11 protein-coding genes are annotated in these 14,795 nt (G+C 51.6%); 2 read left to right on the forward strand and 9 right to left on the reverse strand.

Annotated features, from left to right (window positions below; translation table 11 throughout):
- Positions 1–557 precede the first annotated feature (557 nt).
- Together OGV93_RS09565 and OGV93_RS09570 are read left to right on the forward strand one after the other, a co-directional pair.
- Positions 558–863, forward strand: coding sequence for a PTS sugar transporter subunit IIB (locus OGV93_RS09565; RefSeq protein WP_016155303.1), 306 nt, complete (start codon positions 558–560; stop codon positions 861–863).
- Positions 864–867: 4 nt separating this feature from the next.
- Positions 868–1,185: a PTS lactose/cellobiose transporter subunit IIA gene (locus OGV93_RS09570; RefSeq protein WP_016155302.1), complete on the forward strand. Its 318-nt coding sequence runs from the start codon at positions 868–870 to the stop codon at positions 1,183–1,185.
- Positions 1,186–1,316: 131 nt separating this feature from the next.
- On the opposite strand, the gene rpoC is transcribed toward OGV93_RS09570, so the two are convergent.
- The 9 genes from rpoC to tuf all read right to left on the reverse strand — a co-directional run.
- On the reverse strand, positions 1,317–5,540 hold the full coding sequence (gene rpoC, locus OGV93_RS09575; RefSeq protein WP_016155301.1) for a DNA-directed RNA polymerase subunit beta': 4,224 nt from the start codon (positions 5,538–5,540) through the stop codon (positions 1,317–1,319).
- 76 nt (positions 5,541–5,616) lie between these two features.
- Positions 5,617–9,645, reverse strand: a complete 4,029-nt coding sequence (rpoB, locus tag OGV93_RS09580) for a DNA-directed RNA polymerase subunit beta (protein WP_003033111.1) — start codon at positions 9,643–9,645, stop codon at positions 5,617–5,619.
- A 320-nt stretch (positions 9,646–9,965) separates the two neighbouring features.
- Complete coding sequence (rplL, locus tag OGV93_RS09585; RefSeq protein WP_000028882.1) at positions 9,966–10,331, reverse strand: 50S ribosomal protein L7/L12; 366 nt, start codon at positions 10,329–10,331, stop codon at positions 9,966–9,968.
- 66 nt (positions 10,332–10,397) lie between these two features.
- Entirely contained in the window at positions 10,398–10,895 is a 498-nt protein-coding gene (gene rplJ, locus OGV93_RS09590) for a 50S ribosomal protein L10 (protein WP_005132895.1), read from the reverse strand.
- A 358-nt stretch (positions 10,896–11,253) separates the two neighbouring features.
- Positions 11,254–11,961, reverse strand: a complete 708-nt coding sequence (gene rplA, locus OGV93_RS09595; protein ID WP_016155300.1) for a 50S ribosomal protein L1 — start codon at positions 11,959–11,961, stop codon at positions 11,254–11,256.
- A gap of 3 nt (positions 11,962–11,964) precedes the next feature.
- Positions 11,965–12,393, reverse strand: a complete 429-nt coding sequence (gene rplK, locus OGV93_RS09600; protein WP_003033122.1) for a 50S ribosomal protein L11 — start codon at positions 12,391–12,393, stop codon at positions 11,965–11,967.
- Positions 12,394–12,548: 155 nt separating this feature from the next.
- Positions 12,549–13,094 (reverse strand): transcription termination/antitermination protein NusG, encoded by a 546-nt coding sequence (gene nusG / locus OGV93_RS09605; protein ID WP_003033125.1) that lies wholly within the window; start codon positions 13,092–13,094, stop codon positions 12,549–12,551.
- Position 13,095: 1 nt separating this feature from the next.
- Positions 13,096–13,479 (reverse strand): preprotein translocase subunit SecE, encoded by a 384-nt coding sequence (gene secE / locus OGV93_RS09610; protein ID WP_053389755.1) that lies wholly within the window; start codon positions 13,477–13,479, stop codon positions 13,096–13,098.
- Positions 13,480–13,709: 230 nt separating this feature from the next.
- Positions 13,710–14,795: elongation factor Tu (tuf, locus tag OGV93_RS09615; protein ID WP_131348470.1), on the reverse strand; the 1,086-nt coding region annotated here is incomplete at its 5' end.

A 14,795-nucleotide genomic window follows, 5' to 3' on the forward strand; every position in this document is an offset into this window, starting at 1 on the left:
CTCGCGACATATACTCTTTGATGCGTTGCCTTATTTCCCTTGCGATAACCAGAAAACAGAAACCGCAAACATTTACTATTAAATCATGGCGTTACATCGTCGCGTTTTACTAACTATTTGCGATTAGATATATCAACTACGTGGCCTGAAAGCATTGCCGAGGTGAATAAATAGCGTTTTCAGCATCGACTATCCCATACAAAAATACTTCGTGGCCTTTATCGCAACCCCCAATCAAGCTCTACTAACACTTACTACGTTAACAGCAAACTACAATTTCTCCGCTGTTAAGTATTAACATACGGGTTTAAAAAACGCTGTCAATACTGTTTTTTATAACATGTCTTTATTAACAGTGATTATATATTCCTGCATATGATAAATGGGTCAACAATCGCCAACTCAGGGCCAGATCGTAGGGTTGAGCCTCTTTTTGTAACCGGTTTCAGAAAAAGTGACTTTCTTTGTGATGCTTTGCACACAATCGTTGCAAAGCAGTTGTTGCTGCGGCTGGCTCGCGATAATTATCAACCCACACATGTTGATCGAGACTGCTTATGAAAAACATCGTTTTATGCTGTGCCGCCGGAATGTCCACCAGCATGCTGGTGCAAAAGATGAAAGATGCCGCCCAGAAAAAAGGAGTCGACGTCACTATCAAAGCGGTCCCGGTGGCTGAGTTTGAAGAGAATATCGCCACTGCGGATATCGTATTGCTCGGCCCACAGGTTAAGTATGAACAGGCCAAGCTGCAGGCGCTCGCCGACCCGCTAGGAAAAAAAGTCGCCGTTATCGATATGATGGATTACGGCATGATGAAAGGCGATGCGGTACTGGACAAAGCGCTGAAACTACTGGAGTGATGGCATGGAAGAGTTAGAAACGATCATCATGGAATTATTGGTAAACGCCGGAGCTGCGCGCAGTCAAGCCCTGACGGCGTTGCAACTGGCGCGTAAAGGTGATTTCGCCGGGGCAGAACACGCGATGATGGAATCACGCGAGTATGTTAAACAAGCGCATAAAATCCAAACCCAGCTGATCGGAATTGACGAAGGCACTGGCAAACTACCGGTTAATCTCATCACCGTCCATTCGCAGGACCACCTGATGAATGCCATGGTGATTCAGGATCTGGCAGGCGATATGATTGAACTGTATCGACGCTTACCACCAGTAAACTGATCGGAAGGCGTAAGCCTGGCGTCATCATGCAGGATGGCAGTTGATGCCTTATCCGGCCAACATAATACATCTTAAATCCATCGACATAAAAAAACCCGCCGAAGCGGGTTTTTTATTAGCGTCAGCAACGATTAATCGTTGTCAGAACCACCCAGGCCTGCGTTCAGCAGTTCTGCCAGGCTGGCAGACGCATCTTCAGCAGTCACCTGCGGAGCAGCTGGCAGTTCGCCCGCTGCGCGGCGGCGCATACGATCCTGGTGGTACGCATAACCGGTACCCGCCGGGATCAGACGACCCACGATAACGTTCTCTTTCAGACCGCGCAGTTCATCACGTTTACCTGCAACAGCGGCTTCGGTCAGGACACGCGTGGTTTCCTGGAACGATGCTGCAGAGATGAAGGACTCGGTTGCCAGAGACGCTTTGGTGATACCCAGCAGATCGCGGGAGAATGTTGCACCCACTTTGCCGTTCGCTTCCAGATCGCGGTTAGCAATCTTGACGCGGGAGTATTCAACCTGCTCGCCTTCCAGGAAGTCGGAGCTACCAGCGCTTTCGATGGTGGCTTTACGCAGCATCTGACGAACGATAACTTCGATGTGCTTATCGTTAATCTTAACGCCCTGCAGACGGTATACGTCCTGAACTTCGTTAACGATATAACGAGTTACAGCATGCACACCACGCAGACGCAGGATGTCGTGCGGCGCTTCCGGACCGTCGGAAACAACGTCACCACGTTCTACACGTTCACCTTCGAACACGTTGAGCTGACGCCATTTCGGAATCATCTCTTCGTACGGCTCGCTACCGTCTACCGGGGTGATAACCAGACGACGTTTACCTTTGGTTTCTTTACCGAAGGAAATGATGCCGCTGATTTCAGCCAGGATTGCCGGCTCTTTCGGACGACGTGCTTCGAACAGGTCCGCAACGCGCGGCAGACCACCGGTGATATCCTTGGTACCGCCGGATTCCTGCGGTACACGCGCCAGGGTGTCACCAGAACTGATCTGTACGCCATCTTCCAGCTGAACAATCGCTTTACCCGGCAGGAAGTACTGAGCAGGCATATCGGTGCCTGGGATCAGAACGTCGTTGCCCTGAGCATCAACAATTTTCAGTGCCGGACGCAGGTCTTTACCACCCGCAGTACGCTCTGCAGAATCCAGAACCACCAGAGAAGACAGACCGGTCAGCTCGTCGGTCTGACGAGTAATGGTCTGGCCGTCGATCATGTCAGTGAAGCGGACGAAACCACTCACTTCGGTGATAACCGGCATGGTGTGCGGATCCCAGTTCGCTACGGTTTCGCCGCCAGCAACCTGTTCGCCATCACCTTTCGCCATAACGGAGCCGTAAGGCACTTTATAGCTTTCTTTGGTACGGCCGAATTCGTCGATCAGTTTCAGTTCGGTGTTACGTGAGGTGATAACCAGTTTACCGCTGGAGTTAACAACCGACTTCGCATTGCTCAGACGGATGCTACCTTTGTTTTTCACCTGGATGCTGGATTCAGCAGCTGCACGAGATGCCGCACCACCGATGTGGAACGTACGCATCGTCAGCTGTGTACCCGGTTCACCGATGGACTGTGCCGCGATAACGCCGATTGCTTCACCTTTATTGATGATGTGGCCACGCGCCAGGTCACGACCATAGCAGTGCGCACATACACCAAAGTCGGTGTCACAGGATACAACGGAACGGACTTTGACGGAGTCAACGGAGTTCTCTTCCAGCAGGTCACACCACTGTTCGTGCAGCAGCGTGTTGCGTGGAACCAGAATATCCGCCGTACCCGGCTTCAGAACGTCTTCAGCAGTCACACGACCCAGAACGCGATCGCGCAGCGGTTCTTTAACGTCACCACCCTCGATAACCGGGGTCATGGTGATGCCTTCCAGCGTGCCGCAATCGTCTTCAGTAACAACCAAGTCCTGCGCGACGTCAACCAGACGACGAGTCAGATAACCGGAGTTCGCTGTTTTCAGTGCGGTATCCGCCAGACCTTTACGAGCACCGTGAGTAGAGATGAAGTACTGGAGTACGTTCAGACCTTCACGGAAGTTCGCGGTGATTGGCGTTTCGATGATGGAGCCATCTGGCTTAGCCATCAGACCACGCATACCGGCCAACTGACGAATCTGTGCTGCAGAACCACGCGCACCGGAGTCGGCCATCATGTAGATGCTGTTGAAGGAAACCTGCTGCTCTTCTACGCCGTCACGGTTAATCACGGTTTCGGTTTGCAGGTTATCCATCATCGCTTTGGATACACGATCGTTCGCCGCAGCCCAGATATCGATAACTTTGTTATAGCGTTCGCCCGCGGTTACCAGACCAGACTGGAACTGCTCCTGGATCTCAGCAACTTCAGCTTCCGCTTCAGAGATGATCTCGTGTTTCTTCTCTGGGATGACCATGTCATCAATACCAACAGATGCACCTGAACGCGCTGCATAAGCAAAGCCGGTGTACATTGTCTGGTCAGCGAAGATAACGGTCGGCTTCAGGCCCAGAATGCGGTAACAGGTGTTCAGCATTTTGGAGATTGCTTTCTTGCCCAGCGCCTGGTTGACGATGGAGAAAGGCAGACCTTTCGGTACGATCATCCACAGAATGGCGCGACCAACGGTCGTGTCTTTCAGGCTGGTGTGCGCAACGAATTCGCCGTTTTCATCTTTTTCGTATTCAGTGATACGCACTTTAACGCGCGCATGCAGAGAGGCCAGACCTGCGCGATAGATACGCTCAGCTTCTTTCGGGCCAGTCAGCACCATGCCTTCGCCTTTGGCGTTAACACAGTCACGGGTCATGTAGTACAGACCCAATACAACGTCCTGAGACGGAACGATGATAGGTTCGCCGTTCGCCGGAGACAGGATGTTGTTGGTAGACATCATCAGCGCACGCGCTTCGAGCTGGGCTTCCAGCGTCAGCGGTACGTGAACAGCCATCTGGTCACCATCGAAGTCGGCGTTATATGCCGCACAAACCAGCGGGTGCAGCTGGATAGCTTTACCTTCGATCAGTACCGGTTCAAATGCCTGGATACCCAGACGGTGCAGGGTTGGTGCACGGTTCAGCAGTACCGGGTGTTCGCGGATAACTTCGTCGAGGATATCCCAAACGACAGCTTCTTCACGCTCAACCATTTTCTTAGCGGCTTTGATGGTGGTGGCCAGGCCACGCAGTTCCAGCTTGCCGTAAATGAACGGTTTGAACAGTTCCAGTGCCATTTTCTTCGGCAGACCGCACTGATGCAGACGCAGGTATGGACCTACGGTGATTACAGAACGACCGGAGTAGTCAACACGCTTACCGAGCAGGTTCTGACGGAAACGACCCTGTTTACCTTTGATCATATCGGCCAAAGATTTCAGAGGACGTTTGTTAGAACCGGTGATCGCACGACCACGACGACCGTTATCCAGCAGGGCGTCAACCGCTTCCTGCAGCATACGTTTTTCGTTACGTACGATGATGTCCGGCGCAGCCAGATCCAGCAGACGTTTCAGACGGTTGTTACGGTTGATCACGCGACGGTACAGATCGTTCAGATCTGATGTTGCGAAACGACCACCATCCAGCGGAACCAGCGGACGCAGATCTGGCGGCAGAACCGGCAGAACGGTCAGGATCATCCACTCTGGCTTGTTGCCAGACTGTACGAATGCTTCCAGCAGTTTGATACGTTTGGTCAGCTTCTTACGCTTGGTTTCGGAGTTGGTTTCGTTCAGCTCTTCGCGCAGAGTTTCGCACTCTTGCTCCAGATCCATGCTCTTCAGCAAGGCCTGGATTGCTTCCGCACCCATCTTCGCGTCGAATTCGTCACCGAACTCTTCCAGCGCGTCCAGATACTGCTCTTCAGTCAGGATCTGTTGACGTTCCAGGTTAGTCATACCGCCTTCGATAACCACATAAGATTCGAAGTACAGTACGCGTTCGATATCGCGCAGCGGCATATCGAGCAGCAGACCGATACGGGACGGCAGAGATTTCAGGAACCAGATGTGAGCGGTCGGAGACGCCAGCTCGATGTGGCCCATACGCTCACGGCGTACTTTAGTCTGGGTCACTTCAACGCCGCACTTCTCACAGATCACACCACGGTGTTTCAGGCGCTTGTACTTACCGCACAGGCACTCATAGTCTTTTACCGGCCCAAAGATACGGGCGCAGAAAAGGCCGTCACGTTCAGGTTTGAACGTACGGTAGTTGATGGTTTCCGGCTTCTTAACTTCACCGAAAGACCATGAACGGATCATGTCTGGCGAGGCCAGAGCAATTTTGATCGCATCAAACTCTTCGGTTTTAGTCTGCGCTTTCAGAAACTTTAATAAATCTTTCACGGATTTGCTCCCGTCGGAGTTAGCACAATCTGGCGCTGGCTGTTACGCCAGCACCAGTGACCTGTTTGATCGAGAGTTACTCGTCTTCCAGCTCGATGTTGATACCCAGCGAACGAATCTCTTTCAACAGTACGTTGAAGGATTCCGGCATGCCTGGTTCCATCTGATGGTTGCCGTCCACGATGTTTTTATACATCTTAGTACGACCGTTCACGTCATCAGACTTAACGGTGAGCATTTCCTGCAGGGTGTATGCCGCGCCGTATGCTTCAAGCGCCCACACTTCCATCTCCCCGAAGCGCTGACCACCGAACTGAGCCTTACCACCCAGCGGCTGCTGAGTAACCAGGCTGTAAGAACCGGTAGAACGCGCATGCATCTTGTCATCAACCAGGTGGTTCAGTTTCAGCATGTACATGTAGCCAACGGTAACCTGGCGCTCGAACTGCTCACCGGTACGACCGTCGAACAGTGTGATCTGACCGGAAGTCGGCAGGCCACCCAGCTGTAACAGTTCCTTGATTTCAGACTCTTTCGCACCGTCGAACACCGGCGTTGCGATCGGCATACCTTTTTTCAGGTTTTCAGCCAGACGCAGAACTTCTTCATCGCTGAAGGTATTCAGGTCAACTTTCTGACGAACATCTGAACCCAGATCGTAAGCACGCTGGATGAATTCGCGCAGTTTCGCGACTTCCTGCTGCTGTTTCAGCATGGCGTTGATCTTATCGCCGATACCTTTCGCAGCCATACCCAGGTGTGTTTCAAGGATCTGACCGATGTTCATACGCGATGGTACGCCCAGCGGGTTCAGCACGATATCTACCGGCGTACCGTTAGCATCGTGTGGCATATCTTCGATCGGGTTGATCTTAGAGATTACACCCTTGTTACCGTGACGACCTGCCATCTTATCACCAGGCTGGATCCGACGTTTAACCGCCAGATAAACCTTAACAATCTTCAGCACGCCCGGTGCCAGATCGTCGCCCTGAGTGATTTTACGGCGTTTCGCTTCGAGTTTTTTCTCGAACTCGTGTTTCAGTTCGTCGTACTGCTCAGCCAGTTGTTCCAGCTGATTTTGTTTCTCTTCGTCGGTCAGGCCGAGTTCTAACCAGCGATCGCGCGGCAGTTTGTCGAGCTTCTCAGCTTCAACACCACCGGAAACCAGCACAGCGTAGATACGGCTGAACAGGCCAGCTTCGAGGATTTGCAGTTCTTCAGACAGGTCTTTTTTCGCCTGCTTCAGCTGCATCTCTTCGATTTCCAGCGCACGTTTGTCTTTTTCTACGCCATCGCGAGTAAAGACCTGAACGTCGATAATCGTACCGGAAACACCGTTTGGCACGCGCAGAGAAGAGTCTTTAACGTCAGACGCTTTCTCACCGAAGATCGCACGCAGCAGCTTCTCTTCTGGCGTCAGCTGGGTTTCACCTTTCGGCGTTACCTTACCAACCAGAATATCGCCACCGGTTACTTCCGCGCCGATATAAACGATACCGGATTCATCCAGTTTGGAGAGCGCAGCTTCACCCACGTTCGGGATGTCAGCGGTGATCTCTTCCGGCCCCAGCTTGGTGTCACGGGACACACATGCCAGTTCCTGAATGTGGATGGTGGTGAAACGGTCTTCCTGGACAACACGCTCAGATACGAGGATGGAGTCTTCGAAGTTGTAACCATTCCATGGCATGAATGCCACGCGCATGTTCTGACCGAGCGCCAGTTCACCGAGGTCGGTGGACGGACCGTCTGCCAGCACATCACCACGTTCAACCGGCTCGCCCAGAGATACGCAAGGCATCTGGTTGATACAGGTGTTCTGGTTAGAACGGGTGTATTTGGTCAGGTTATAAATGTCGATACCTGCTTCGCCCGGATACATCTCGTCTTCGTTAACTTTGATAACGATACGGGAAGCATCCACGTACTGGACGGTACCGCCACGTTTAGCAACTGCGGTAACACCGGAGTCGACGGCAACAGCACGTTCCATACCGGTACCAACCAGCGGCTTATCAGCACGCAGAGTCGGAACCGCCTGACGTTGCATGTTCGCACCCATCAATGCACGGTTGGCGTCATCGTGTTCCAGGAACGGGATCAGGGACGCACCGACGGATACCACCTGCTGGGTGGATACGTCCATGTAGTCAACCTGGTCACGGCTGAACAAGCTGGATTCGCCTTTGCTACGGCAGGTAACCAGATCTTCTACAAAGTGGCCTTCGTCATCCAGGTTGGAGTTCGCCTGAGCGATAACGTAGTTGCCTTCTTCGATAGCAGACAGGTAATGAATTTCGTCAGTTACAACACCATCGGTCACTTTACGGTACGGAGTCTCGAGGAAGCCGTATTCGTTAGTCTGTGCGTACACGGACAAGGAGTTAATCAGACCGATGTTCGGACCTTCAGGCGTTTCGATTGGACATACGCGACCGTAGTGAGTCGGGTGTACGTCTCGAACTTCGAAGCCTGCGCGTTCACGAGTCAAACCGCCTGGGCCGAGTGCAGAGATACGACGTTTGTGCGTAATCTCAGACAGCGGGTTGTTCTGGTCCATAAACTGAGACAGCTGGCTGGAACCAAAGAACTCTTTCACTGCTGCAGAAATCGGCTTAGCGTTGATCATATCCTGAGGCATCAGGGTATCCAGATCGCCCAGAGACAGACGCTCTTTCACCGCACGCTCAACACGTACCAGGCCAACGCGGAACTGGTTTTCCGCCATTTCGCCTACGGAACGGATACGACGGTTACCGAGGTGGTCGATATCATCGACTTCGCCTTTACCGTTACGGATATCGATGAGCTTCTTCATCACTTCGATGATGTCATCTTTGCTCAGGATACCGGAACCTTCGATTTCGTCGCGCAGCAGAGAACGGTTGAACTTCATACGACCAACCGCAGACAGGTCATAGCGGTCTTCGGAGAAGAACAGGTTCTCGAACAGGCTTTCAGCAGCTTCACGCGTCGGCGGCTCACCAGGGCGCATCATGCGGTAGATTTCTACCAGCGCGCTCAGACGATCGTTGGTTGGGTCGACGCGTACAGTTTCAGAAATGTACGGACCGTGGTCCAGATCGTTGGTGAACAGCGTTTCGATACGCTTGTGGCCAGACTGGCTCAGCTTAGCCAGCAGATCCAGACTCAGCTCCATGTTAGCTGCGCAGATCAGCTCGCCAGTAGATTCGTCAACGTAGTCTTTAGCCGCAACTTTACCAGCAATGTATTCAACCGGAACTTCGATATGTTTGATATCGTCTTTTTCCAGCTGGCGAATGTGGCGCGCAGTGATGCGACGGCCTTTTTCGACGTAGACTTTGCCGTTAGCTTCGATGTCAAAGGAGGCGGTTTCACCACGCAGGCGTTCCGGCACCAGTTCCATCTGCAGCTTGTTGTCACGAATTTCGAAAACAACTTTCTCAAAGAACAGGTCAAGGATCTGCTCAGTGGTGTAGTTCAGTGCACGCAGAATAATGGTCGCAGGCAGTTTACGGCGACGGTCAATACGTACGAACAGGTTGTCCTTCGGATCGAATTCGAAGTCCAGCCAGGAACCACGGTAAGGGATGATTCGCGCGTTATACAGCACTTTACCCGAAGAGTGGGTTTTACCTTTGTCGGAGTCAAAGAAGACGCCAGGACTACGGTGCAGCTGAGAAACGATAACACGCTCAGTACCGTTGATAACAAAGGTACCGTTGTCTGTCATGAGCGGTATTTCGCCCATGTAGACTTCTTGTTCTTTAATGTCTTTTACGGTGCCTTCCGGCGCTTCGCGCTCGTAGATCACCAGGCGCAGTTTTACGCGCAGCGGTGCGGAATAGGTCACGCCACGGATCTGACATTCCTGAACGTCAAACACCGGTTCGCCAAGGCGGTAGCTGACGTATTGCAGCTCGGAATTACCGCTGTAGCTCTGAATCGGGAAAACGGAACGGAAAGCTGCTTCCAGACCATACTGCCCTTCAGGATCTTGCTCGATGAACTTCTGAAACGAGTCAAGCTGGATAGAAAGGAGATAAGGTATGTCCAACACTTGCGGACGTTTACCAAAATCCTTACGAATACGTTTTTTCTCGGTATAGGAGTAAACCATTAGGGTTCCTCAGCTCGCTGACAAGTCGACCCATCTGTCCGACGAAGGGACAGTTTGTGCAACACTATTTTGTTGACCGGAAAATCGAATACTTTCCGCAATGCCTGTTGCTATCACGCTTAAACCATTTCATTGCGATTTACACAGAACTGACGTTCTGTCGCAGTATATTAAGACGTCGATAGAAACAAGCATTGAAAGGCACAGCAGTAGTCAAACAGTGTGAAATGCTACTGGCGCCTTACAGCGCAAAAAGGCTGGTGACTAAAAAGTCACCAGCCATCAGCCTAATTTCTTAGGCTGCAACCAGAAAAGTTGGCTTATTTAACTTCAACTTCAGCGCCAGCTTCTTCCAGAGATTTTTTCAGTGCTTCTGCGTCGTCTTTGCTCACGCCTTCTTTCAGCGCAGCCGGTGCAGATTCTACCAGGTCTTTAGCTTCTTTCAGACCCAGGCCAGTTGCGCCACGTACTGCTTTGATAACAGCAACTTTGTTAGCGCCAGCAGCTTTCAGAATTACGTCGAATTCAGTTTTTTCTTCAGCAGCTTCAGCCGGGCCAGCAGCTACAGCTACAGCAGCAGCAGCAGAAACACCGAATTTTTCTTCCATTGCAGAAATCAGTTCTACAACGTCCATTACGGACATAGCGGATACTGCTTCAATGATTTGATCTTTAGTGATAGACATTTAAATTGTTCCTGAAAATCAGAATAAGTTTATACGTAAGCAGATGCTTTACAAAGATAACTGCGATTAAGCAGCTTCTTTCGCATCGCGTACAGCAGCCAGAGTACGAACCAGTTTGCCAGCCGAAGCTTCTTTCATGGTTGCCATCAGGCGTGCAATTGCTTCTTCGTAGGTCGGCAGAGTTGCCAGGCGATCGATATTCGATGCCGTAATCAACTCACCTTCAAAGGCTGCGGCTTTGACCTCAAATTTTGCATTCGCTTTCGCGAACTCTTTGAACAGACGAGCAGCAGCGCCCGGGTGTTCCATAGAGTATGCAATCAGGGTCGGACCAACAAACGTGTCTTTCAGGCACTCGAACTGAGTACCTTCAACGACGCGGCGCAGCAGGGTGTTACGAACAACACGCATGTATACGCCAGCTTCACGACCTGCTTTACGCAGTTCAGTCATTTTATCTACAGTTACGCCACGGGAATCCGCAACTACTGCAGACAGCGCGCCTTTGGCTACTTCGCTGACTTCAGCAACAATCGCTTGTTTGTCTTGAAGATTTAAAGCCATTAGCTTTGCTCCTGGATGTTTGCCGGAACTCATGTTCCGGAACTCACTTCACTCCCCCCAACGGAGAGAGCGTCTAAATACGGTGAGCAGAAACAAGCCAGAGTATCAGAAATAATCTTAGCGTTCTGTCACCGTCTACGCAGGGCATTAAGTTTCTTACGAAACACCTGCGGTCTTCGACGGAGGCCTGGATTAGGCCAGGCTCCAACGAACAAATCTTTTCTATCTGTCGTTATTCAATCTGTAGCGGCGTTGACTGCCTTGCCACAGCCTGAATATCTCAGATATACGTCTGCAATTAGCAGAATACGTGGGGGTAAGATTGTAGACAAAATCACCGCCCACGTAAAGGCGAATATTAGTTCGCCACAGTCGCAGTCAGACCGGACTGATCAACGGCAACGCCAGCACCCATGGTGGTGGAGATGCTAACTTTCTTGATGTACACGCCTTTTGCCTGAGTCGGTTTTGCTTTTTTCAGCGCAACCAGCAGAGCTTCCAGGTTTTCTTTCAGTTTGTCAGCGTCAAAATCCACTTTACCGATGGTGGTGTGGATGATGCCGTTTTTGTCGTTACGGTAACGAACCTGACCAGCTTTAGCATTCTTAACAGCTTCAGCAACGTTAGGAGTTACAGTACCAACTTTCGGGTTTGGCATCAGGCCGCGCGGACCCAGAACCTGACCCAGCTGGCCAACAACGCGCATTGCATCCGGGGAAGCAATAACAACGTCAAAGTTCATTTCGCCTTTCTTGATCTGTTCAGCCAGATCTTCCATACCTACCAGCTCAGCGCCTGCAGCTTTAGCAGCTTCAGCGTTTGCACCCTGGGTAAATACGGCTACGCGAACGGAACGGCCAGTACCGTGCGGCAGTACAGTTGCACCACGTACGTTCTGGTCAGATTTACGAGCATCGATGCCGAGGTTAACAGCAACGTCCACGCTTTCTACGAATTTAGCAGTGGCCAGCTCTTTCAGCAGAGCGATAGCTTCGTTGATGTCATACTGCTTAGTAGCATCAACTTTGTCACGGATCACGGACATGCGCTTGGTCAGTTTAGCCATTTCTTAGTCCTCCACTACCAGGCCCATGGAACGTGCAGTACCTTCAATGGAGCGAGTCATCGCTTCAATGTCGGAACCAGTCATGTCGGCAGCTTTGGTCTGCGCGATTTCCTGCAGCTGAGCGCGGGAAATTTTACCCACTTTGTCTTTGTTCGGCTTGCCGGAACCAGACTTGATACCAGCCGCTTTCTTCAGCAGAACTGCTGCCGGAGGCGTTTTGGTAACGAAAGTGAAAGAACGGTCAGCGTAAACGGTGATAACAACCGGGATTGGCAGACCTTTTTCCATGGAATCAGTTTTAGCGTTGAACGCTTTGCAGAATTCCATGATGTTCACGCCTTGTTGACCCAGTGCAGGACCTACCGGCGGACTCGGGTTAGCCATACCAGCTGCAACCTGCAGCTTGACATAGGCTTGGACTTTCTTAGCCATTCTAAATTCCTCTAGTTGGGTTATAACGCCTCAAGGAGGCTCCCCGTGATTAAATTCGTTTTACGGATAGGATCCATAAAAACAAAAGGCGCGAAATTGTATTCCAATCTCGCGCCTTGTGCAACGATTAAATCGTCGCTTTTTTGATCGGGGTGTTAGGCTTTTTCAACCTGAGCGAAGTCCAGTTCAACAGGAGTCGCACGACCGAAGATAGATACGGAAACTTTCAGACGAGACTTCTCGTAGTCCACTTCTTCAACCACGCCGTTAAAGTCAGCGAACGGACCGTCGCTAACGCGAACCATTTCACCTGGCTCAAACATCGTTTTCGGACGCGGCTTGTCGCCAACCTGCTGCAGACGGTTCATGATCGCATCAACTTCTTTGTCGCTGATCGGCGCCGGACGGTCAGATGTACCGCCGATAAAGCCCATCACACGCGGCACGCTGCGCACCAGATGCCAGCTTGCGTCATTCATCACCATCTGGACCAATACATAGCCCGGGAAGAATTTACGTTCGCTCTTGCGACGCTGGCCGCCACGGATTTCGACCACTTCTTCGGTCGGCACCATGACTTCGCCAAACAGCTCTTCCATATTTTGTAACTTGATATATTCGCGCAGCGATGTAGCTACGCGGCCTTCAAAACCGGAAAACGCCTGAACGACGTACCAGCGCTTTTTAGGGGCTTCAGACATCTTAGAACCTCAGGCCAGTGATAAAGGATACCAGGCGAACCAGAATACCATCCAGTCCCCACAGGATCAGTGACATTACTGCGGTAACCGCAGCCACAATTAATGTGGTGTGCAATGTTTCCTGGCGAGTTGGCCAAATGACCTTACGGACTTCGGTTCTCGCTTCACGGGCAAAAGCAACGGTCGCTTTACCTTTTGTTGTCAACAGCGCGACACCACCCGCTGCGGCAATCAGAATCACTACGGCCAGCGCACGCAGCGGCAGCATCATGTCACGATAGAGGTAGTTGCCAACGATAGCTACAAGCAGCAATATAGCGACAACAACCCACTTCATCGCTTCCAGGCCGCGCCCGCTTCCTTGAGCTTCGGTATTCGCACTCATAAACCAACCTGTCAGAAGTATTCTACAAACATTTTCACCCCGCGTAAGCGAGGCGATCCAAACCGAAATGCTCTGGTGCGTTTCGGACTAAACGCCCTCTTCAGAGCCTGTCTCAGCAATGATTATGACAAATAAAATCACTGATGAGCCAGGTTCTGGTGTGAAAGCGTGCAAAAAGGGCATCAAATGATGCCCTTTTATTGCGCATTGCGTCAAATGTTATTCGGCAATTAGCTCATTACTTTGGCAACAACGCCCGCACCAACAGTACGGCCGCCTTCACGGATTGCGAAACGCAGACCGTCGTCCATCGCGATTGGGTGGATCAGGGTAACAACCATTTTGATGTTGTCGCCCGGCATTACCATCTCAACGCCTTCCGGCAGTTCGATGGTACCAGTCACGTCAGTAGTACGGAAGTAGAACTGCGGACGGTAGCCTTTGAAGAACGGAGTATGACGGCCGCCTTCGTCTTTGGACAGAATGTACACTTCAGATTCGAACTTGGTGTGCGGCTTGATAGAGCCCGGCTTAGCCAGTACCTGACCACGTTCGATTTCTTCACGTTTGATACCACGCAGCAGAACACCAACGTTCTCACCAGCACGGCCTTCGTCCAGCAGTTTGCGGAACATTTCAACGCCAGTACAGGTAGACTTAGCAGTCTCTTTGATACCAACGATTTCAACTTCTTCACCAACTTTGATGATACCGCGCTCTACACGACCGGTAACAACGGTACCACGACCGGAGATGGAGAATACGTCTTCGATAGGCAGCAGGAACGGCTTGTCAATCGCACGCTCTGGTTCCGGGATGTAAGAATCCAGGAAGCCAGCCAGTTCGATGATTTTCGCTTCCCACTCTGCTTCGCCTTCCAGCGCTTTCAGAGCAGAACCACGAACGATCGGAGTGTCGTCGCCCGGGAAATCGTACTGAGACAGAAGTTCACGAACTTCCATTTCTACCAGTTCCAGCAGCTCTTCGTCATCAACCATGTCGCATTTGTTCAGGAACACGATGATGTACGGAACGCCTACCTGACGACCCAGCAGGATGTGCTCACGAGTCTGCGGCATCGGGCCGTCAGTCGCAGCAACAACCAGGATCGCGCCGTCCATCTGCGCAGCACCGGTGATCATGTTTTTAACATAGTCGGCGTGGCCCGGGCAGTCTACGTGTGCGTAGTGGCGAGTCGGGGTGTCATATTCAACGTGAGAGGTGTTGATGGTGATACCACGAGCTTTTTCTTCCGGCGCGTTATCGATCTGGTCGAATGCACGAGCAGCACCGCCGTAGGTTTTAGCCAGTACGGT

Origin of the sequence: Citrobacter sp. Cb031 (genome assembly GCF_030336725.1) — a bacterium.
GTDB lineage: Bacteria > Pseudomonadota > Gammaproteobacteria > Enterobacterales > Enterobacteriaceae > Citrobacter > Citrobacter braakii.

What these genes read in the sequence shown, in the direction of transcription:
- OGV93_RS09565 (WP_016155303.1), top strand. Translation starts at nt 558, where the DNA reads ATGAAAAACATCGTTTTATGCTGTGCCGCCGGAATGTCCACCAGCATG.
- OGV93_RS09570 (WP_016155302.1), top strand. Translation starts at nt 868, where the DNA reads ATGGAAGAGTTAGAAACGATCATCATGGAATTATTGGTAAACGCCGGA.
- rpoB (WP_003033111.1), bottom strand. Translation starts at nt 9,645, where the DNA reads ATGGTTTACTCCTATACCGAGAAAAAACGTATTCGTAAGGATTTTGGT.
- rplL (WP_000028882.1), bottom strand. Translation starts at nt 10,331, where the DNA reads ATGTCTATCACTAAAGATCAAATCATTGAAGCAGTATCCGCTATGTCC.
- rplJ (WP_005132895.1), bottom strand. Translation starts at nt 10,895, where the DNA reads ATGGCTTTAAATCTTCAAGACAAACAAGCGATTGTTGCTGAAGTCAGC.
- rplA (WP_016155300.1), bottom strand. Translation starts at nt 11,961, where the DNA reads ATGGCTAAACTGACCAAGCGCATGTCCGTGATCCGTGACAAAGTTGAT.
- rplK (WP_003033122.1), bottom strand. Translation starts at nt 12,393, where the DNA reads ATGGCTAAGAAAGTCCAAGCCTATGTCAAGCTGCAGGTTGCAGCTGGT.
- nusG (WP_003033125.1), bottom strand. Translation starts at nt 13,094, where the DNA reads ATGTCTGAAGCCCCTAAAAAGCGCTGGTACGTCGTTCAGGCGTTTTCC.
- secE (WP_053389755.1), bottom strand. Translation starts at nt 13,479, where the DNA reads ATGAGTGCGAATACCGAAGCTCAAGGAAGCGGGCGCGGCCTGGAAGCG.